The organism is Streptococcus oralis (assembly GCF_026782085.1).
In the GTDB taxonomy this organism is placed as follows: Bacteria; Bacillota; Bacilli; order Lactobacillales; family Streptococcaceae; genus Streptococcus; species Streptococcus oralis_DA.
Genome location: NZ_JAKUVW010000004.1, coordinates 659,501 through 680,633 on the forward strand (window position 1 = coordinate 659,501; position 21,133 = coordinate 680,633).

The window sequence follows — 21,133 nt, forward strand, 5'->3', positions numbered from 1 at the left end:
ATATCCAATTAGATTTTCAAGAATCGACGCATCGAAATTCCTGAACCAATTGAACCAATGAAAATTCCGATTACAAATAGTAGAACTGTCATCAAAGGGACAAACACATCTGGCGTAATCATTGATAAGTTTTGACCTACCAAGGATTTATTGACCGATTGATAAACGATATTGTAAACAAAGAATACAAGAACTGAGGGAATCGCTGCGCCAAGCAAGCCAATAAAAGCACCTTCTAGCAAGAATGGGCCACGGATATAACCATTTCTCGCTCCAACAAGACGCATGATCTGAATCTCACGACTACGTGAAATAATGGTAATACGGATGGTATTGGAAATGAGGAAGACTGCGATAAAAATCAAGAGCCCTGCAATAACCAATCCCCAAACACGGATAAAGGAAGCCAGTTCGAAAAGTCGTTGAGTGTTGGCTCCACCATCTTGAACTTCTGATACTCCCTCAATTTTCTTCGCTTCTTCAGCTACTGTTTTAACATCACTTGGAGAATTTGTATCGACGATATAGGCATCATAGAGAGGATTTGCATCCCCTTCAAAGACCTTCCAATCGTCACCCATGGTTTCCGTCAGTTTCTCGTATTGTTCTTCTTTACTTGAGAAGGTAACACTTTTTACAGCAGGCATCGCCTTCAAAGCATCATAGACCTTGTGGTAGTCATTATTGGTAACTGTCTGACCTTCTTTTTCAATCGTTTCACTGTTATCTGCTACATCCTTACGAATGTAGACCATAACACGAACGTTGTTTTCAATATCGGTAGCCAGTTTTGCTGTATTAAAAATTACAGATGCAAACAAGGCAACGAGTGTTAAGGTAATCATAACCGAACTCACTGCTGCTACTGTCATCCAGCCATTTCGTTTTAAACTTTTTAATGATTCAAATAAATGGCGAAAAAATCTACTAATCATCGTATCCATATTCTCCTTTAGCTTCGTCACGAACGACACGGCCATTTTCAATGGCAATGACACGGTGGCGCAAGGTATTTACGATTTGGCTGTTGTGGGTCGCCATCAAAACAGTTGTACCTTGAAGATTGATGCGTTCCAACAGATTCATAATTTCCCACGAATTATCTGGGTCCAAGTTTCCTGTTGGTTCATCAGCAATCAATACTTTAGGATTGTTGACAATCGCACGGGCAATCGCAATCCGTTGCTGTTCTCCACCTGAGAGTTCATTCGGGAAAGAACGAACCTTGTGTTTTAAACCTACTAGGTCCAATACTTCCATAACACGTTTTTTGATGTTACGGCGATTCTCTCCGATAACTTCCATTGCGTAGGCAATATTCTCATAAACCGTTTTCTTAGGCAAGAGTTTGTAATCTTGAAAGACAACCCCGACACTACGACGTAGAAGCGGGATATCTTTCTTCTTGATTTTAACTAGATTAAAGCCTGCAACTGATAGGCTTCCTTTTTCGATCTTTACTTCTCGGTATAAAGCTCGAATAAAGGTTGACTTACCTGCCCCAGAAGGTCCTACGATATAGGCAAACTCTCCTGGTTCAATGGTAACAGAGACACCACGCAGGGCAGTCGTTCCATTGTCATACTTTTTGACAACATCTCTCATTTCAATGATTGACATATGAGTTCCTTTCTTTCTTAGCTAATTCGCCACTTGAGGTAGGCATCGATAAAACCATCAAGGTCTCCATCCATAACCTTATCTACTTGGGAAACTTCAAAGCTTGTACGGTGATCTTTTACCATAGTATAAGGTGTGAAGACATAAGAACGAATCTGACTTCCCCATGTAATTTCTTTTTTCTCACCTTTGAGGGAATCAACTTCCGCAGCTTTCTTTTCTTGCTCCATCTGATAGAGTTTAGCCTGCAACATCTTCATGGCACGATCTCTATTTCCATACTGGGTACGATCGACCGTTGATTGGACGACAGTTCCTGTAGGAATGTGTGTCAAACGCACACCTGTTGAAACTTTATTGACGTTTTGTCCACCAGCACCACCTGAACGGAAGGTATCCATTTTGATATCATCTTCACGAATCTCCACTTCGATAGTATCATCCAGTTCAGGCATAACCTCTACGGATGTAAAGGAAGTATGGCGACGTTTGGCAGAGTCAAATGGTGAAATACGGACCAAACGGTGAACACCCATTTCTGATTTAAGTAGGCCATAAGCATTCGGTCCTTCAAAAGACAAGGTCACAGACTTGATACCTGCTTCATCACCTGCCTGGTAATCCAAAACTTCTACTTTAAAGCCTTTGGCATTTCCATAACGAGTGTACATGCGGAGCAACATATCACCCCAGTCCTGAGCCTCAGTACCACCAGATCCTGGATGAATTTCCAAGATGGCATTATTATGGTCATAAGGTTCTGACAAGAGAAGGGTCATCTCGTAGTTGGCCATCATCTTATCCAACTCGGTTAGCTGCTCGACCAGTTCATCATGGACTGACTCGTCTTCTGCTAAGAAGTCCAATAAAATCTCAACTTCATCCTGCAACTCTTCCATTTTACGGAAGGTATTGTAGGTATTTTTTAATTCATTTAATTCTTGCGACGTTTTTTGGGCCGCGATATTATCGTTCCAAAAATCAGGTTCTGTCATCTTGTTTTCCAAGATGGCAATCTCTTCCTCTAAGCCTTCGAGGTCAAAGAGACCCCCTAAAAGAAGCTAATTTTTCACGATTTGCGTCAATTTTTTGACGAATTTCTGAAATGTCCATAGATACTCCTTTTCATATCGTTTTATTATACCATAATCTCTCATTTCTTTCCATATTTTGCTTTTCACCGCTTTTTGTGGCAGAAAAAAAGAGGCCCTAAAGCCTCTGGTTTAAAGGACTTTGGCAGAGGTATGAATGATCTCCTCCACTTGAATTCCTTCTTTTTCAAACTTATCCTTTAATGAAGTCAAATCGATTTTTCCATCAATTTGAACTTCAATGACGACCTTCCCATCCTTACGCGGAATATTAACTGTGTGCGAGATATTTAGATTTTCTTCTACGATTAGAGCTACAATTTTTCCCAGTACTCCGACTTCATTTTCTGTAATGAAACGAACACGAATACCCTCTTCTCCGTATCCGGCGATTTCCAAGAAAGCCTGAAAAACATCGCGGTCTGTAATGACACCGTAGACCTGATGATTGTCTACGACTGGTAATATCCCAATTTTATTTTTCAGCATCAGATAGGTTGCATCTTCTAGACTAGCATAGCCAGAAACAGTCACGACATCTCGAATCATTACATCTTTTACTTTGGTTTTATTCAGAAGATAATTCATCTCATAGATAGAGAGACTGGTTGCTTTAGATGGGCTGGCTTCCGCAATGGTTCCTTCTGTTACCAATCCGACTAATTGATCGTTTTCGATAACAGGTAAACGGTGCAAACCTTGCTCGCGCATCAAATCTGCTGCGTGTGCTACAGTCGTATCTGGACTGATATAAACTACCTTACGGGTCATGAAATCTTTAACTGCCATGAGACTTCTCCTTCTATATTGCTACTTTTATTATACACTTTCTTAGAAAATCTATCAAACGCTTTCATCTCTTTTTCAAGATTTTGAATAATCTGAGAAGTTTGCATAAAATGCCAGTGTAAGTTAAGAGGGAACCTTAGTCCCCTCTCTTCTTAAATCGTAATAGTGTCTCGATCTTTTATCATATAACGTTTTAACGGGCTAAGGCTAGCTAGCCAGTATAGTAGGCCACCGAATATTGCAGTAAATCCGCTACCAGTTGTGATTAAAAAAATTGGACTTTGAATTTGTGCAGTTACAGGGTTGTAAACAAATAGTACCGCTACCAATAAGGAGATAAATACGCAAGACAAGCCAACTAAGTTAAATCCTTTAGTAAACTCGTAGGCGTCATGCCCTTCAAGGAAATAGGCTGAACGCAAGTCGAGTTTTCGTTTTCTTAAGATAAAATAGTCGACAACAATCATACCAATAATTGGCCCCTGAATATAGGCAGCTAGGGAGATAAAGGATCCGAAATACTCTTCTACTCCTCCCCAGATAGTGAGTAGACTCACGTAAACCATGGCAATCCAAACCATTAGTTTATAGCTTACTTTGGGCATCCCACTTTTGACAATCATACAGTTCACGTATGATCCTGTCCCCTGGGTTCCAATATTGGCAAAGGCTACTAGTAGTAGACTTAAGAGAGCAAAGGCCGGGGTGCTTAGAGTTGATAGCATGGTTGTTGGATCACTTTCATAAACACTTGTTTTGACAAACATGGCTAGAGCCATGACTCCACCTGTCGCAACGAAGAAGGGCGCAACAACTCCGTATGATAAGGCTGTAGCCCAATAACCACTGCGTTCTGATTTTGCTAAACGTGGTAAAACCAATGCCTGTGTAGACCAAGAAAAAGCGAAGGCAACATTTCCTTCTCCGGAGAGCATGAAGCGTTCTAATGGTGTCAAATCTCCTTGAGTGGCTGGTTGGATATTCATAATATCAGTTATAGGAACGGCGACAAAGCAGATTCCAACGATAATGAGACCGACAATCAACAAGGCGATAACCAAGAAGCGATTGGTCCATTTAATCACTTCTGGGCCTCCAAGAGCAATGAGCGTTCCAAGCAGAACACAGAGGGTACCAAGAATAGGCGCCCATATTCCCTTGTCCAAACCAAGACCAAAATTATTTGCCAAATGGATCATGGAACTGGCAAAAAGATTGGCCGCAACAGCATACCATCCAAAGTTAGCCAAGCTAATAATGGTTGATAACAGGGCTACACCTCTTTTTCCTAGAACAGCTCTCAACCAAATCCACAAATCAATTCCATATTTAACCGCAAACAAAATAGGAAGACATTCAATAAAGACCCAGATAATGTTAAAGCTAAAAATATTTATCAACATTTGATTAAAGGTCAGATATTGAGCTACATAAGCCCCTTGGGTGTAACACCAAGTAGCAATGGCAAAACCACTTGTCGATAGAAAGAGATCCCAAAAAGAATACTGACGATCCTTATTGGTCATGGGAACAATTCCTGTTATGGTTTCTTGTTGGATATAGTCATTCATTTTAGACATGTTATTGAATTCCTCCCGTCATTGCTAAGATAATCAAAATAAGGTTGATTAGGACTATGGAGATGATTAAAATGAAATCACTTTTTAGGAAGGGTTGAACAAACTCGTAGTTTGGCGACTCCATTTCTTCCAATCTTCTCTTTGTTTCAGTTGCTACTAATTCTTCAATTTCGGATGTCGTTTTCATCTTAGTTTTCCTCCAAATACAAATCAAGAGCCAGTTGTCCATATTGTTTGGTATAGCGATACCAGATGTAGAGAAACTCACCGACTGGTTTTCCAACACTCTCCTGGAACAAAGCCCACAAGAACCAATAATATGAGGTCACTGCTACATAAGCTAAGTAGTGACGCTTGGTTTTCCTATCTGGTACTTCTTGTAGATACAATTCCAGTACCTTTTCAGCATCCTCTACGGAATAATTGGAACAAGCGATAAAGGTTCCCAAATCTCCTGCTGGCTCTCCCATTCCAGAATATTCCCAATCAATCAAGCTTATTTCGCCTGCTTCATTTAACAAAAAATTAGGACTATAGGAATCTCCATGACAAAGGACAACCTGTTTCGGATCATTCTGTAAATAGTTTTTGAGAAGTGAAACAGTTTTATCCAGTTCCTCGAGACCATCAAACTCAAATCGATTTCTAGCCTTCAATTTTTCTCTAAAATCATCAATTCCCTCAAATTGGTCAAAGGAATGTTCCGTTTTTTCTCCAGATTGGTGTAACCGTCTCAAGAGGTCCATTGCTTGTGCCACATCATCCCAATTATCATAATCCAGTTGCTTAGCATTGGGAATAAATTCTGAAATTTTCCAGCCCTCATCCTTGTTCATAGCTACGAAGGTACGGTCAATCTTTAATTTTGCAGCAATTTCCATAGAAGCTGCTTCACTAGCTCGGTCGATATAATTTTCCGTTCCCCTGCCCGGATGACGGTAAACATATCTTTTTCCTAGACAGTCAAATGAAAATGATGTGTTGGTTAACCCATCTTTTAGAGGTTTGATATTGACAATATCTGAAGCCACACACTTTAATGTCTTACAGATATTATCGATAATAGCTGAGTCTGCATTTACCAAATAACGTTCATCAAATTGACGGAGTTCATCTAGTGAATCAAATTCTTTAACAATATCCGCTGAATAGTGACGAGCTTCTAAAAGGAGTTCCTTGACATGCCGACTATAATAATCCTCCCAAAGCTGTTCCCGATAAGGTTCGTGCTTAAACTCGGTTTCTAAAATTTCCTTGAATTTCTCGCTAAATGCACGGTCAAAATAAACGTGCCCCACCATGGCCCAAGTATTTTCTCCACCAATTTGGATATCAATGATGGTGTGATTCGAATCCTCTATAGCACAATATTCGTCCGTTTGACCTTCTGCAAATATCGTCGAGTAGTAACCTCTATAAATATATTGCTCAAAAGGATTTTCCACAAAATAATTATCTGATGAACAAATATACGTGTTGGAAAGTTGATCTTTAACCAACATAAGAGACGAACAGTTATTGTATTTGTAGTAATCATTATTCACTACAATTTTTACACCAAACTTCTCTGCAAGATAGAACATTTTTTCTTGAAGATAGCCTACAATAACGGTTATATCTTCTATTCCTGCTTCTTGCAGCTGTCTGATTTCCCTCTCTATCAAGCGTTCACCCTTGACTTGAAGCAATCCTTTGGGAATCTCATAAGACAAAGGAGCAAAACGGCTACTCATGCCAGCAGCCATTATAATGGCATTTTTTACTCGATAGGGGTCTAAAACTTTCTGACCTAGTTCAGTTAAGTGAAGCTCCTCATCAACCCACTTCTCTTCTTTCAGTTTTTTCAATAATGTGTTGATTGTTCCTAAAGATAGGTCTAACTCTTCAGCTAACTGTCGCTGAGTAAATGTCTTTTCTTTATGTATCAACATAAAACGCAAAAGTTTAAATTGTTTTTCTGTTACCATTCTCAGTCCTCCTGTTCAATTTTCTCTTACTCATATTATAATATGAACAAAAAGGACTGTCAATTCAAATAGGAAAACAATGAGTAAAAATTAAGGCCTTCTTCCCTTTCCTCAAAAAACATATAAATAAAAGAGCTCCTTATTCTGGAGCCCTGAAATATTTTATATTTTGATAAGTAGTCGTATTAGGTGTCGCTTGGCTGCAATCCTTATCCGCCAACTAAAAAGGTCCCCCGGACTATAGAGAGATTGCGTTCGCAATCTCCATCCACAACCTAAACTAGTCTACCAGACTAAAGGAGAATAGCTGCACAATTCTTATCCTCCGACTAAAACAATCCAGTGGATCTGATGATTGCTACGCAATCTCTATCTACCGACTAAAAAGGTCCCCCGGACCTTTTTAGCCACCTAGATATGCTTTTCTGACTTCATCTGATGCTGCGAGTTCTTTTCCTGTTCCCGATAGGACAATCTTTCCTGTTTCAAGTACATAACCTCGGTCAGAGATAGCAAGGGCCTTGTTAGCGTTCTGTTCAATTAGGAGAACCGTTGTTCCTTGCTTCTGAATATCTTGAATGATATCAAAAATTTCTTGGATAAAGATCGGGGCAAGTCCCATTGACGGCTCATCCAAGAGAAGGAGCTTAGGTGTAGACATGAGAGCGCGTCCCATAGCCAGCATCTGCTGTTCACCACCTGAAAGAGTTGCCGCATCTTGGTTTTTACGCTCTTCAAGACGAGGGAAACGTGAAAAGACTTTTTTCAAGTTGGCTTGATTTTCTTCACGATTTTTCTTTAAAAAGGCTCCCATTTCTAAGTTTTCCATAACAGTCAAACCTGGGAAAACATGGCGTCCTTCAGGAACTTGTGAAAGACCACCTGCCACGATCTTTTGCGCTGGCAACTTTTGAATCTCTTTTCCCAAAAACTCAATTTTACCAGCACTTGGACGAACCAAACCTGAAAGGGTACGAAGAATGGTTGTTTTACCGGCACCATTGGCACCGATAAGGGAAACAACTTCACCTTCATTAACCTCGAAACTTACATCACGAACTGCTTGGATCATACCGTAATGCACAGAGAGGTTTTCAACTTTTAACATAGACATTAGGCTTCACCTCCTAGATAAGCTTCAATAACGCGTTTGTTGTTCTTGATCTCATCCGGAGTCCCCTGAGCAATCAAACGACCATATTCAAGAACATAGATACGCTCAGTGACTTCCATAACCAAATTCATGTCATGTTCGATGAGCATGATGGTAATTTTAAATTCATCTTTGATACGACGGATCAATTCTGTCAATTCAGCTGTTTCTTGTGGATTCATACCAGCTGCAGGTTCGTCCAAAAAGAGGATCTTAGGTTCAGTTGCCAGAGCACGAACAATTTCTAATCGACGTTGTTGACCATAGGCCAGATTCTTGGCAAGAGTATTTGCGTCACCATCCAAATCAAAAATCTTCAGCAAGTCCAAAGCTTTGCTTTTTAATTCTTCCTCATTCTTATAAAAAGCTGGTAGGCGTAGGAAGCTCGCAAGGACATGTTGTTTATGATGATTGCTAAATGCAATCAAAACATTTTCCAAAACTGTCAAGTCCTTGAACAAACGAATATTTTGGAAGGTACGACTGAGACCAAGTGAAGCAATCTTATAGGGAGTTTTCCCATTTAGGAGGTGTCCATCTAGTGTCACAGTACCTTCGCTTGGTTCATAAACACCGGTCAAGAGATTGAAAAGGGTTGTTTTACCAGCACCATTTGGTCCAATCAGACCAACCAATTCTCCCTCGTTCAATTCAAGAGTGACATCTCCAACAGCTGTTAGACCGCCAAAATGTTTGGTTAACTGTTTAACTTCAAGTAATGCCATTAGTTTTGTCCCTCCTTCTTCGATTTTTTAAAGAAACGTGATAGACTCAATTCCCATGTCCCAAGAAGTCCACCTGGTCTGAAAATCATGACCAATACAAGAGCCAAGGCGTAGATAATCATACGTACGCTAGCAACATCTTGAAGGAGCATATTTAAAATTCCTAAAACAATCGCTGAAACGATGGTACCAGTAATGGATCCAAGTCCACCAAACACAACGATAATCAACACGTTGATGGAATTAATAAAGGTGTAATCTTTTGGAACAACAGATCCGATAAAACCGGCCTGAAGTGAACCAGCAATACTAGCTGTAATGGCACCAAAGACAAAAGCGATTATCTTGATCTTTGTAGTGTTTACCCCAACGGACTCTGCAGCAATCTCATCCTCACGAACAGATAGAGTAGAGCGTCCAATTGGACTACGTAGGAAGTTGAGAGTTGCAATAGTTGTGATTACCACAAATAGATAAACCATTTGCCAGTTGGTAAAGTTTGGAATACCCAAGATACCAGCAGCACCGTTGGTCAAACTACCACCATTAATAATAAAGATACGAATGATTTCTGAAACACCTAGTGTCGCAACAGCCAGGTAGTCACCCTTCAAACGGAGTGTTGGAATCCCAACGAGCAAAGCGACTGCACCAGAAATCAAAGCGCCCAAGACCATCGCTCCAAAGAAGGCACCATAGGTTGGTGATTTTGAACCAATAATCGCTGCTGCATAAGCCCCAATCGCCATAAAACCTGCATGACCAAGTGAGAATTGTCCTGAAAAACCAACGATTAAGTTCAAGCCTACTGCAAGGATGATATTAATCCCAATTTGTTCTAAAATTTGGACATGGAATAGATTGAGAACACCAGCAGAAACCAGTACACTAATCAATCCATAACCCGCTAATAGAAGGAATAACCAGAGAATATTTACTTTAAGATTTGTCTTCATTGTTTACACCTTCTCTTTCACATTCTTACCAAGGATACCTGCAGGTCGAACAATCAGAATCAAAAGCAAGATTCCATATACGATGGCATCACGGAAATCAGACATACCGAAGGCAGTAGCAAATGTTTCCAACAAGCCAATCACAAATCCCCCTAGAGCTGCACCAGGAATAATCCCGATACCACCGAGTACGGCCGCAACGAATGATTTTAGACCTGGAGTCACGCCCATCAAAGGTTCAAGAGAGTTGTAGTAAAGGGCAATGAGGACACCTGCTGCACCAGCAAGAGCTGAACCCAAAGCAAAGGTAAAGCTGATTGTACGATTTACATTAATTCCCATCAATTGAGCTGCGTCACTATCAACTGATACCGCACGCATGGCTTTCCCCATTTTTGTTTTTTGGACGATCAATTGCAATAAAACCATCAAGAGTACAGAAACTGCTAAAATCATCAATTGAACATTTGTCAAGCTAATTGGTCCCAAGTCAAAGCGGACTGTTTCAATTGCTTGAGGGAAGGCACGAGTATTGGCGCCCACTAGATAAACCATTCCGTATTCCAGTAGGAAAGACACTCCGATGGCAGTAATCAATACAGCAATACGTGTAGAGTGTCGTAAAGGACGGTAGGCAAGAAACTCAATCACAACACCAAGTAGTGCGGTTCCTGCCATTGAAATAATTAAAGCTAAAAAGAAATCCATTTGGAAAGAATTAATCAAAAAGTAACCAATAAAGGCACCCATCATGTAAATATCACCGTGGGCGAAGTTGATGAGTTTGATAATTCCATAAACCATGGTATAACCCAGAGCCAAAAGTGCATAAACACTACCCAGAATTAGACCATTCACAAGTTGTTGGAGCATAGCATTCACTCTTTTCTATCGTTATTTTTTAGAAAATTTCATTATTTTCACAAGTTCATAAACACCGAAACAGGGAGTGAGTCAAAGGCTCATTCCCCATTTCAATTACTATTCTAATGTTATGGTTTTACAACTTCTGCTTCTTCAACTTTACCATTGTTCATGGTCATCATGTAAGCAGTTTTCACTGTATTGTGGTCAGCATCAAAGCTTGTCTGACCAGTTACACCATCAAAATCTTTGGTTTTAGCAAGGTTGTCCTTGATTTCACCTGAGTTTTTAGCACCTTTTGCAGCATTTGCTACTAGGTAAACTGAGTCATAGGCTAAAGCTGAGAATGTTGAAGGCTCTTCGTTGTATTTAGCACGGTATGCTTCAAGGAAAGCTTTAGCTTTTGCAGAAACATCAACTGTGGTGGAGAATCCAGAGATGAAGTAAATGTTTGATGCTCTTTCAGCAGTTGCTTGTTGAACAAATTCTTCACCGTTAAATCCATCACCACCAACGATTGGTTTATCAATTCCCATACCACGAGCTTGGTTTACAATTTTACCTGCTTCTGTGTAGTAACCTGGAACAACGATAGCATCAAACTCTTTGCCTTTCATTTTAGTAAGGGCTGCTTGGAAGTCTGTATCACCTGCTACAAACGTTTCATCTGCTACAATCTCACCCTTGTAGGATTCGCGGAATGATTTAGCAATACCTTTTGCATAGTCACTAGCATTGTCAGTATAAAGAACAACCTTCTTAGCATTCAATTTGTTTGTTACATAGTTAGAAATAATCTTCCCTTGGAAGCTATCTTGGAATGTTCCGATAAATAGGTAATCTTGACCTTTAGTCAAACCGTCTTGAGTAGCACTTGGTGAAATCAATGGCACTCCAGCTTTTGTAGCGTTAGCTACAGCTGCAGCAGTTGCACCAGATGTCGCAGGTCCTACAATAGCTGCTACTTTTGATTGGGTAACAAGGTTTGTTGTAACAGAAGCTGCTTCAGCAGTTTCTGACTTGTTGTCTTTGTCTACAACTTCGATTTGTTTTCCATCAATTCCACCTGCAGCGTTGATTTCGTCTACAGCAAGTTGGGCACCTTTTTGTTCAGCTGTACCATAAGCTGCCACAGCACCTGTCTCTTCAAAGTTAAAACCGATTTTAATTGTTTTTTCGTCTACTGGATTTCCAGTTGTGTTTGACGCTCCTGACTTGACCTCTCCACAGGCAGCAAGAAGAGCCACACTAGCAAGAGCCACAAAAGATAGGGCAAATTTTTTCTTCATTTTTAATCTCCTTATAGTTGTTTCAAAAATTGTATGTTAAGAATATACCGAATTATCAGAAAATTGTCAATGTATTTGTTTAACTTTTTAAATGATAACGTTTTCTTCAGTCCGATAGAGATTCCTAACGAAGGGAGTTTCTAGCTCTTGAATATGGCAACGTCTAATTTTCTTGATATATCTTTCCTTACCTAATCTCTCAACTAAGTCATCTAACTCCTCAGTTGGAACATAGAGCTGCAAGTAACGATGTTTTTTGGAATGGTAACAGATATCACCGTATTCCTGAAGTTTTTTTGCATCTCGATTATAGTAGAGATAGATGATTAATCCTGATCGATTTGTTTTTTCAAACATGAGGAAGCCTCTTTCTAAGAAATCTTATCCTATTATATCAAAAAAAGCAAACTCCGTCGAGTTTGCTTTCATGCATTATTAGTTCAAAGAATTGTTGGCCATGATTTCATCAATAAAGCCATATTCAAGTGTTTCTTGGGCACTCATCCAGTAATCACGTTCCGCATCTGCATGAATTTGCTCGACTGATTTACCAGAGTTATCTGCAAGGATTTGCTCCAATGTCTTACGAGTTTTAAGCAAGTGCTCTGCAGCGATTGCCATATCGGTTTGTTGGGTACCACCACCTGTACCACCCATTGGTTGGTGAATCATGTACTCTGCATTTGGAAGCATGAAACGTTTGCCTTTGGCGCCACTTGATGCAATAACAGTCCCCATGGATGCAGCCATCCCCATAACGATTGTTTGGACATCTGCCTTGATAAAGTTCATGGTATCAACGATTGCCAAACCAGCTGAAACAGAGCCCCCAGGTGTATTGACATAAAGGTAAATATCTTTTGTGCTGTCTTGGGCATCCAAGAAAAGTAATTGGGCGATAACGGAGTTGGCCATGTTGTCTTCAACTGGACCTGTTAGCATGATGATGCGGTCTTTCAGAAGACGAGAGTAAATATCATAGGAACGTTCTCCACGGCTTGTTTGTTCAATAACTACAGGAATCATTCATTTCTCCTTTTAATGTTGAATTTTCTTAGTCTTACGACTCAATACAGAACTATTATATCTTTTTGGTCAAAAAAGGTCAAATTTTTGCTCTATTCTCTAAACAGAAACAAAAACTCAACCTCCTTTCAAGTTAAAAACGAACTTCTAGTTTCACTATTTACTTTGGGATTTTATTTAGTACCGAACAAGCGGTCTCCAGCATCTCCAAGACCTGGAACGATATAACCGTGTTCGTTCAAGCGTTCATCCAAGGCTGCTGTAAAGATTTCTACATCTGGGTGTGCTTCTTGAAGAGCTTTCACTCCTTCTGGAGCAGATACTAGGCAGACAAACTTGATATTTGAAGCGCCACGTTTTTTAAGCGAATCTACTGCCAAGATTGCTGAGCCACCTGTTGCCAACATTGGATCAACGACAAAGATTTGACGTTGGTCAATATCCTCAGGTAATTTCACCAAGTATTCAACTGGTTGAAGGGTTTCTTCATCACGGTACATACCAATGTGTCCAACTTTTGCTGCTGGAACCAAGCTCAATAGTCCATCTACCATCCCGATACCTGCACGCAAGATTGGGACAATCGCCAATTTTTTACCAGCCAATTGTTTTTGAACGGTCTTTGTGATAGGTGTTTCGATTTCCACGTCTTCAAGTGGAAGATCACGAAGTACTTCATATCCCATCAACATTGCAATCTCGTCTACTAGTTCACGAAAAGCTTTTGTAGAAGTGTCTGTACGACGCAAGATTGACAATTTGTGTTGAATGAGTGGATGATTAATGACTTCAATTTTTCCCATTTTCTGAGTTCCTTCTTTCAATTTATTCTTCTTATTATATCAAAAAACGGTTTAAAAAGCTGTCTAAACCATTTATTTTAATTAATTTTTAAATCAAATCTGCCTCTTGAAGAGCTGTCTGAACAGTCTCTAATGGTAAATGGGTCAACTCGGTGCCTTTTTCTTGATAAAGGTACTGGGCATAGTCATCCATTCGGTACTGGTTGATATAAACCACGCGCTTGCAACCAACCTGAAGCAGTTGTTTGGTGCAGTTCAGACAAGGGAAATGGGTCACATAGGCTGTAAATCCTCTGGGAACCCCTCGTTCGGCTCCTTGCAAGATAGCATTGACCTCGGCGTGAAGGGTTCGGACACAGTGTCCTTCAATGACCAGACATTCGTGGTCGATACAGTGCTCCGTTCCCGATACAGAACCATTGTAGCCTGTTGAAATGACTTTATTGTCCTTAACGAGGACAGCTCCCACCTTGGCACGTTTGCAGGTCGAACGATTGGCAATCAGTAAAGCCTGGGCTGCAAAGTACTCATCCCAAGCCAGTCTTTTTTCTGTCATAAGTCTTCTCCTTATCCCCTATTTTTTGAAAAATGGCAAGCGTAAATCGGCAATCTTTTCAGCTGGAACCTTCATGCCATCCTTGATCCATTTGAGCAGAACCGATACGATGGCAGAGCTCCAAAAGGAATGAAGGTAGCTGCTAACGCCTTTTGACTTTCCGTGGTATTTTTCTAGAAATTCCTGCATGGCTTGGACAAAAATCTTTTCCAAATGATAGTCCAGAGCAAGTTGGATAACCTTGGCTTCTTTCTTAGCTGCGCGGAAAAGGTGTACCCAGACTAGATAAAGATCGGTTTTGACATCGTAGTGGCTCAACTGTTCCATAATGTTATGGACACTGCGTTTAAAAACACTTTCCAAAATCTCTTCTTTGGAGTCATAGTTACGATAGAAGGCAGCACGAGAGACACCCGCACGTTTGACCAGCTCCGAAATGCTGATCTTAGCCAAGTCTTTTTTCTCTAGAAGCTGCAAAAGAGCCGTCTCGATTGCTTCTCTGGTTAAAAAATTGGATTCTTGATTTGATTTTCTGAGATTTTCAAGAGATTTTTCAGATATTTTACGTTCAGACATAACAATTTCTTTCTACTTGTGACAACAGAGAGGTGGTACTTTTGTTTCAAGGGATTTCATGATATAATTGTAAAAAAAGACAGAACCTTTGTCAATGTATAAGTGACAAAGATGGAGAATTTCTATGACTTGGAAGATTGTAGCTGACTCTGGTTGTGATTATCGTCAACTGCCAACTCCTGCTATTGATACTGAATTTGTTAGTGTTCCTTTAACAATTCAAGTAGCTGATCAGGTCTTTATCGATGATGCCAATCTTAACATTGACCACATGATGGAAACCATGTATGCGACTTCTGAGGCTTCAAAATCAGCTTGTCCTAGCCCTGATGATTACTTGCGTGCATTTGAAGGTGCTAAGCATATCTTTGTCGTTACTATCACTGGTACTCTTTCAGGTAGCCATAATAGTGCACAGCTCGCTAAGAATATCTATCTGGAAGAACATCCTGACACTCAGATTCATGTGATCGATACATTGTCTGCAGGTGGTGAGGTTGACTTGATTGTCGAGAAAATCAATAGTTTGATTGATCAAGGACTTTCTTTTGAAGAAATTGTTGAAGCTATTACAGGCTACCAAGAAAAAACGAAATTGCTCTTTGTTCTTGCTAAAGTTGATAACTTGGTCAAGAATGGCCGTTTGAGTAAGCTGATCGGTACAGTTGTTGGCCTTCTCAACATCCGTATGGTTGGGGAAGCAAGTGAAACTGGAACCTTAGAACTGCTACAAAAAGCGCGTGGACCAAAAAAATCCCTTCAAGCAGCCTATGAAGAACTCATCAAGGCTGGCTACGCTGGTGGCCGTATCGTCATGGCTCATTGCAGCAATGAAAAATTCTGTCAGCAATTGTCAGAACGCTTGCTTGAAACCTTCCCACAAGCGGATATCAAAATCATCCCAACGTCTGGTCTCTGTAGTTTCTATGCAGAAGATGGCGGTTTGTTAATGGGATATGAAATTAACTAAGATTATGAGCAACAAGAGATGCCAAGCATCTCTTGTTTTTTGTGGTACAATAGAGCTATGAAACATTTTGATACTATTGTCATTGGTGGAGGACCTGCAGGTATGATGGCTACGATTTCCAGTAGCTTTTATGGTCAGAAAACTCTTCTCATCGAAAAAAATCGGAAACTCGGAAAAAAATTAGCTGGTACTGGTGGTGGTCGTTGCAATGTAACTAACAACGGAACTCTAGATGACCTACTAGCTGGCATCCCTGGAAATGGACGCTTTCTATACAGTGTCTTTTCCCAGTTTGATAACCATGATATCATCAACTTTTTTACGGAAAACGGTGTTAAACTTAAGGTTGAAGACCACGGTCGTGTCTTTCCTGCCAGCGACAAATCTCGGACCATTATTGAAGCCTTGGATAAGAAAATCGCTGAGCTAGGCGGACAAGTTCTCACTCAAACAGAGATTGTTTCGGTTAAAAAGATAGACGACCAGTTTGTCCTGAAATCCGCGGACCAGATCTTCACTTGTGATAAACTCATAGTCACAACAGGTGGAAAATCCTATCCTTCTACTGGTTCGACCGGATTTGGTCACGAAATTGCCCGCCATTTTAAGCACACCATTACCGAGCTTGAAGCTGCTGAGAGCCCATTGTTGACTGATTTTCCACATAAGGCCTTGCAGGGAATTTCCCTAGATGACGTGACCTTAAGCTATGGCAAGCATGTCATCACCCACGATCTGCTCTTTACACACTTTGGTTTTTCAGGCCCTGCTGCTCTACGTATGTCCAGCTTTGTCAAGGGCGGGGAGGTTCTCTCGCTAGATGTTTTGCCTCAACTTTCTGAAGAGGACTTGATTACATTTCTAGAAGATAATCGGGAAAAATCCTTGAAAAATGCTTTAAAAACTTTGCTTCCAGAACGCTTGGCAGAATTTTTGGTGCAAGGCTATCCTGACAAAGTTAAACAGCTAACTGAAAAAGAACGCGAGCAACTACTCCAGTCTATCAAGGCTCTCAAAATTCCTGTGACTGGCAAAATGTCTCTTGCCAAATCCTTTGTTACCAAAGGCGGTGTCAGTCTCAAGGAAATCAATCCTAAAACTCTGGAAAGTAAGCTCGTTCCTGGACTCCACTTTGCAGGCGAGGTACTGGATATCAATGCCCACACGGGTGGCTTCAACATCACTTCTGCCCTCTGTACCGGCTGGGTGGCAGGCTCAAATCCAATAAATACCAAATAAGAAAGGAAGTCCTTTGGAACATATTATTTTACTAAGAGGTGTTACTCCTAATGGAAAGAATGCTATCCCGAAAATGTCTTATTTGGTAGATATTCTGACAGAAGCTGGTTTTCAACACGTTCGAACCTATATTCAAAGTGGGAATATCATTCTTGAAAGTGACTTAGATTTAGAAGAAATACGAGAACGCGTTCATACTCTGATAAAGGAAAAAATTGGGGCCGACTTAAAAATGGTTATCAAGAATAAGAACGATTTTGAAAAGATTGTTCATGAGAATCCATTTAGAGAAGACTATCTTCATGATCGTGTGCATGTAATTCTTTATCAAGGACTTATCCAAAGTCTGCCACTAGAAAAATTGAAAACTGACTACGGCGAGGAAGAAATCTGTGTAGGCGATTACTGTCTCTACCTCTATCTTCCTAGAACTGCAAAACAAAAAAAGCTCAATACCAACTATCTTGAAAAATTGTTTGGCGTGGTTCTGACCATGCGAAAGTTAAACGTAGTTGAAAAACTATTAACCAAATAGTACTTGAAACCAGAAAAAATCAGCAGAGGTAACTCCGCTGATTTTTATTTTGTCTGTGTCCGAACGTAAGCAGCAATGACATCTGATGTGTATTGAGCTGTACCAGGTCCAAACTTGTCAATGTTTTCCTTAAACTCTGGGTTGTAGACGTAGCCTTTGCCGATATGACCGAATACCTCAATAGAACAGTCAAATCCATAAGTACGAATAGCTTGCAAGAGTTTGGCTGCTTCTTCTTGGTTTTCGACCGCTGTTGCAGCTAGCCCATTTTTAAGGTTTTGTGCCAAGGCTTGAAAAACTTGGTTGAAGGCGGCTGTAGCCTCATCTTCGCGACCTTTTTGGCGCTCGAGAGCCTGGCCCATGACTTCTTGTCCATACTTCTCTACCGCTTCTTGGTGGTATTTTTGATTGTCTTGATAGCTAAATCCAGTAAATTTTTCCTCAATCGTCATTTTTCTTTCTCCTTTTTGTTCTTGAATGGTTTTTTGCAAGGTGGAAATCAAGGTATCCAGATGTTGCCTTTCTTGGGTCAGATAGTCCAACTGTCTGGTCAAATGGGGCAATAAATCTGTCCTTTCTTCCTTTAACAGCTCTGCTATTTTTTCTAAAGAAAAGCCTAGATATTTATAATACAGAATGACCTGAAGTCGTTCCAAATCCTCTTGACTATAGGTTCGATAGCCGTTTTCTGACTTTAAAGGAACCAAGAGTCCTATCTTATCGTAGTGGTGCAGAGTCTTGACAGAGACACCTGAAAGCTGCGCAGCTTCTTTTATATGGTACATGATTTCCTCCTTACAAGAAATAGTATAACCCCTCCCCTTAGGTCAGAGTCAAGCGTTTTTGAGAAAAATTTTTAACTTTTTGAGAAAGGTGTGAAAACTTGAAAATGGTTTTCTTGACAGACCTTAGAAAACATGATAGGATAGTCAAGTCTATCAATCAAACAGAAGGCTCATAGAGAGCCATTGAGAGAGGGCTATTTGACAACTCAAGTAGCCTTTTCTTATTTTAAAAAAGGAGATTGGAGTTTCAACTATGTCAGAAAAATCGCAATGGGGCTCGAAACTAGGCTTTATTCTAGCATCTGCTGGTTCAGCTATCGGACTTGGAGCAGTTTGGAAATTTCCCTACATGACTGCTGCTAATGGCGGTGGGGGCTTTTTACTAGTCTTTCTCATTTCCACCATTTTAATCGGTTTCCCGCTCCTGCTGGCTGAGTTTGCCCTTGGCCGTAGTGCTGGCGTTTCCGCTATCAAAACCTTTGGAAAACTTGGTAACAATAGCAAGTACAACTTTATCGGTTGGATTGGTGCCTTTGCCCTCTTTATCCTCCTCTCCTTTTACAGTGTTATCGGAGGATGGATTCTGGTCTATCTGGGTATTGAGTTTGGGAAATTGTTCCAACTTGGTGGAACGGGTGATTATGCTCAGTTATTTTCTTCAATCATTTCAAATCCAGCCATTGCCCTAGGAGCTCAAGCAGCCTTTATCTTGTTGAATATCTTTATTGTATCACGTGGGGTTCAAAAAGGGATTGAAAGAGCTTCGAAAGTCATGATGCCGCTGCTCTTTATCATCTTTGTCGTCATCATCGGGCGCTCTCTCAGCTTGCCAAATGCCATGGAAGGGGTTCTCTACTTTCTCAAACCAGACTTTTCAAAACTAACTAGCGCTGGTCTCCTTTATGCTCTGGGACAATCTTTCTTTGCTCTCTCACTAGGGGTTACAGCCATGCTGACCTATGCATCCTACTTGGACAAGAAAACCAATCTGGTCCAGTCAGGGATTTCCATCGTAGCCATGAACATCTCGGTTTCCATCATGGCGGGACTAGCCATTTTCCCAGCCATGTCATCTTTCAATATCCAGTCGGAAGGGGGACCAAGCCTGCTCTTTATCGTCTTGCCTCAACTCTTTGACAAGATGCCTTTTGGAACTATTTTCTACATTCTTTTCCTCTTGCTTTTCCTCTTTGCGACGGTTACTTCCTCTGTCGTGATGCTGGAAATCAATGTGGGCAATATCACCAACCAGGACAACCGCAAGCGTGCTAAATGGAGTGCTATTTTAGGAATCTTGACCTTTTTTTTTGGAATTCCTTCAGCCCTTTCTTACGGTGTTATGGCGGATGTTCACATCTTTGGGAAGACCTTCTTTGATGCTATGGATTTCTTGGTTTCCAATCTCCTCATGCCATTTGGAGCTCTCTGCCTGTCACTTTTTACAGGCTATATCTTTAAAAAGGCTCTTGCTAAGGAGGAACTCCATCTCGATGAAAGAGCATGGAAACAGGGACTTTTCCAAGTCTGGCTCTTCCTTCTTCGTTTCATCATTCCTATTATCATCATTGTGGTTTTTATCGCCCAATTTATGTAAGCAAAAAGGACTTGAGTAATGAACTCAGGCCCTTTCTTTTTTATGGATGGCTAACAATCAATTCCAAACCTTGCCCTTCTAGGGTCCAAGTTTCAACATCACTTGGTAGGATAAAGTGGCTGCCTTTTTGGATTGGATAGTTTTTCCCGTCAACAGTCAGCTGACCCTGACCAGCCAGGACACTAAATAAGCTGTAGTCAACTGTCTTTTCGAAGTCAACTTTGCCAGTGATTTCCCACTTGTAAACGGCGAAGAAATCATTGGATACAAGGAGAGTGGAACGTAGATCATCTGCTTTGATAGTTACAGGACGGCTATTGGCAGGCTCTCCAATGTTTAAAACATCGATAGATTTTTCAAGGTGAAGTTCACGCAAGTTGCCCTTGTCGTCCTTGCGATCAAAGTCATAAACACGGTAGGTGGTATCGCTAGACTGCTGGGTTTCAAGAATCAAGATACCCGCCCCGATAGCGTGCATGGTACCACTTGGTACATAGAAGAAGTCTCCAGCCTTAACTGGCACTTTTGTCAACAGCGCATCCCAGTTTTTATCTTCGATTTGCTGGCGGAGTTCTTCTTTTGATTTGGCATTATGGCCATAGATAATCTCTGAACCTTCGTCTGCTGCGATGATATACCAGCACTCTGTTTTTCCGAGCTCGCCTTCATGTTCTAATCCATAGGCATCGTCTGGGTGAACTTGGACGCTGAGCCAGTCATTAGCATCGAGAATCTTGGTCAATAGTGGAAACACAGGTTCTGGACGGTTACCAAACAATTCACGGTGTTCTGCATACAAAGTAGCTAGGTCTGTTCCCTCGTAGCGACCATTAGCTACCTTAGAAACACCATTTGGGTGGGCTGAAATAGCCCAGTATTCTCCTATTTTTTCACTCGGGATGTCGTAGCCAAACTCATCACGTAGCTTGGTTCCACCCCAGATTTTTTCTTGCATAACTGATTGTAAAAATAATGGTTCTGACATCTTGATCTCCTGTCTATTTTTCTCACTTCA

23 protein-coding genes are annotated in these 21,133 nt (G+C 40.7%); 4 read left to right on the forward strand and 19 right to left on the reverse strand.

Features of this window, described 5'->3' with window-relative positions; genetic code table 11:
* Window positions 1–8: 8 nt before the first annotated feature.
* The 17 genes from ftsX to MK395_RS05510 all read right to left on the reverse strand — a co-directional run bounded on the left by ftsX (window position 9) and on the right by MK395_RS05510 (window position 14,995).
* Window positions 9–935 (reverse strand): permease-like cell division protein FtsX, encoded by a 927-nt coding sequence (ftsX, locus tag MK395_RS05430; RefSeq protein ID WP_000625557.1) that lies wholly within the window; start codon window positions 933–935, stop codon window positions 9–11.
* The gene (ftsE, locus tag MK395_RS05435) at window positions 928–1,620 is read right to left on the reverse strand and encodes a cell division ATP-binding protein FtsE (protein ID WP_000022271.1); all 693 of its coding nucleotides are present in this window, start codon (window positions 1,618–1,620) and stop codon (window positions 928–930) included. Before ftsE ends, ftsX begins: the two co-directional genes overlap by 8 nt.
* A gap of 17 nt (window positions 1,621–1,637) precedes the next feature.
* A protein-coding gene (gene prfB, locus MK395_RS05440) for a peptide chain release factor 2 (RefSeq protein WP_142357139.1) occupies window positions 1,638–2,733 on the reverse strand; the annotation gives its coding sequence in 2 pieces (ribosomal slippage) (window positions 1,638–2,660 and window positions 2,662–2,733; 1,095 coding nt in all).
* A 110-nt stretch (window positions 2,734–2,843) separates the two neighbouring features.
* Entirely contained in the window at window positions 2,844–3,500 is a 657-nt protein-coding gene (locus tag MK395_RS05445; RefSeq protein WP_084875556.1) for a CBS domain-containing protein, read from the reverse strand.
* A gap of 152 nt (window positions 3,501–3,652) precedes the next feature.
* On the reverse strand, window positions 3,653–5,080 hold the full coding sequence (locus tag MK395_RS05450; protein WP_268711446.1) for a cytosine permease: 1,428 nt from the start codon (window positions 5,078–5,080) through the stop codon (window positions 3,653–3,655).
* 1 nt (window position 5,081) lies between these two features.
* The gene (locus tag MK395_RS05455; protein ID WP_000859102.1) at window positions 5,082–5,267 is read right to left on the reverse strand and encodes a hypothetical protein; all 186 of its coding nucleotides are present in this window, start codon (window positions 5,265–5,267) and stop codon (window positions 5,082–5,084) included.
* 1 nt (window position 5,268) lies between these two features.
* A complete protein-coding gene (locus MK395_RS05460; RefSeq protein WP_268711447.1) occupies window positions 5,269–7,047 on the reverse strand; it encodes a phosphotransferase in 1,779 nt (592 codons plus the stop codon).
* Window positions 7,048–7,450: 403 nt separating this feature from the next.
* Window positions 7,451–8,161: an ABC transporter ATP-binding protein gene (locus tag MK395_RS05465; RefSeq protein ID WP_000062204.1), complete on the reverse strand. Its 711-nt coding sequence runs from the start codon at window positions 8,159–8,161 to the stop codon at window positions 7,451–7,453.
* Complete coding sequence (locus tag MK395_RS05470) at window positions 8,161–8,925, reverse strand: ABC transporter ATP-binding protein (RefSeq protein WP_268711448.1); 765 nt, start codon at window positions 8,923–8,925, stop codon at window positions 8,161–8,163. The genes MK395_RS05465 and MK395_RS05470 overlap by 1 nt, the downstream gene beginning before the upstream one ends.
* A complete protein-coding gene (locus MK395_RS05475; protein ID WP_000856262.1) occupies window positions 8,925–9,881 on the reverse strand; it encodes a branched-chain amino acid ABC transporter permease in 957 nt (318 codons plus the stop codon). Before MK395_RS05475 ends, MK395_RS05470 begins: the two co-directional genes overlap by 1 nt.
* Before the next feature lie 3 nt (window positions 9,882–9,884).
* Window positions 9,885–10,754, reverse strand: coding sequence for a branched-chain amino acid ABC transporter permease (locus tag MK395_RS05480; RefSeq protein ID WP_000941413.1), 870 nt, complete (start codon window positions 10,752–10,754; stop codon window positions 9,885–9,887).
* Between the two features lie 119 nt (window positions 10,755–10,873).
* Entirely contained in the window at window positions 10,874–12,034 is a 1,161-nt protein-coding gene (locus tag MK395_RS05485; protein WP_000726133.1) for an ABC transporter substrate-binding protein, read from the reverse strand.
* An 87-nt stretch (window positions 12,035–12,121) separates the two neighbouring features.
* On the reverse strand, window positions 12,122–12,391 hold the full coding sequence (locus MK395_RS05490) for a YlbG family protein (RefSeq protein WP_084849436.1): 270 nt from the start codon (window positions 12,389–12,391) through the stop codon (window positions 12,122–12,124).
* A 78-nt stretch (window positions 12,392–12,469) separates the two neighbouring features.
* Window positions 12,470–13,060 (reverse strand): ATP-dependent Clp protease proteolytic subunit ClpP, encoded by a 591-nt coding sequence (gene clpP / locus MK395_RS05495; protein ID WP_000613466.1) that lies wholly within the window; start codon window positions 13,058–13,060, stop codon window positions 12,470–12,472.
* Window positions 13,061–13,233: 173 nt separating this feature from the next.
* The gene (gene upp / locus MK395_RS05500) at window positions 13,234–13,863 is read right to left on the reverse strand and encodes a uracil phosphoribosyltransferase (RefSeq protein WP_000515974.1); all 630 of its coding nucleotides are present in this window, start codon (window positions 13,861–13,863) and stop codon (window positions 13,234–13,236) included.
* An 88-nt stretch (window positions 13,864–13,951) separates the two neighbouring features.
* A complete protein-coding gene (locus tag MK395_RS05505; protein ID WP_000136994.1) occupies window positions 13,952–14,419 on the reverse strand; it encodes a deoxycytidylate deaminase in 468 nt (155 codons plus the stop codon).
* A gap of 18 nt (window positions 14,420–14,437) precedes the next feature.
* Window positions 14,438–14,995 (reverse strand): TetR/AcrR family transcriptional regulator, encoded by a 558-nt coding sequence (locus MK395_RS05510; RefSeq protein WP_000003897.1) that lies wholly within the window; start codon window positions 14,993–14,995, stop codon window positions 14,438–14,440.
* A 124-nt stretch (window positions 14,996–15,119) separates the two neighbouring features.
* Between MK395_RS05510 and MK395_RS05515 the strand changes: the two genes are divergently transcribed.
* Genes MK395_RS05515 through MK395_RS05525 form a run of 3 tightly spaced genes read left to right on the forward strand, consistent with a single transcriptional unit; the run spans window position 15,120 to window position 17,739 of the window.
* On the forward strand, window positions 15,120–15,965 hold the full coding sequence (locus tag MK395_RS05515) for a DegV family protein (RefSeq protein WP_268711449.1): 846 nt from the start codon (window positions 15,120–15,122) through the stop codon (window positions 15,963–15,965).
* A gap of 57 nt (window positions 15,966–16,022) precedes the next feature.
* Window positions 16,023–17,204, forward strand: a complete 1,182-nt coding sequence (locus MK395_RS05520) for a BaiN/RdsA family NAD(P)/FAD-dependent oxidoreductase (RefSeq protein ID WP_042902528.1) — start codon at window positions 16,023–16,025, stop codon at window positions 17,202–17,204.
* Between the two features lie 13 nt (window positions 17,205–17,217).
* Window positions 17,218–17,739, forward strand: a complete 522-nt coding sequence (locus MK395_RS05525; protein ID WP_071851373.1) for a DUF1697 domain-containing protein — start codon at window positions 17,218–17,220, stop codon at window positions 17,737–17,739.
* 44 nt (window positions 17,740–17,783) lie between these two features.
* On the opposite strand, the gene MK395_RS05530 is transcribed toward MK395_RS05525, so the two are convergent.
* Complete coding sequence (locus MK395_RS05530) at window positions 17,784–18,524, reverse strand: MerR family transcriptional regulator (RefSeq protein WP_268711450.1); 741 nt, start codon at window positions 18,522–18,524, stop codon at window positions 17,784–17,786.
* Window positions 18,525–18,777: 253 nt separating this feature from the next.
* Here MK395_RS05530 and MK395_RS05535 point away from each other — a divergent pair, with 253 nt between their 5' ends.
* A complete protein-coding gene (locus MK395_RS05535) occupies window positions 18,778–20,118 on the forward strand; it encodes a sodium-dependent transporter (RefSeq protein ID WP_268711451.1) in 1,341 nt (446 codons plus the stop codon).
* A gap of 40 nt (window positions 20,119–20,158) precedes the next feature.
* On the opposite strand, the gene manA is transcribed toward MK395_RS05535, so the two are convergent.
* Entirely contained in the window at window positions 20,159–21,103 is a 945-nt protein-coding gene (manA, locus tag MK395_RS05540) for a mannose-6-phosphate isomerase, class I (RefSeq protein ID WP_001294305.1), read from the reverse strand.
* Between the last annotated feature and the right edge of the window lie 30 nt (window positions 21,104–21,133).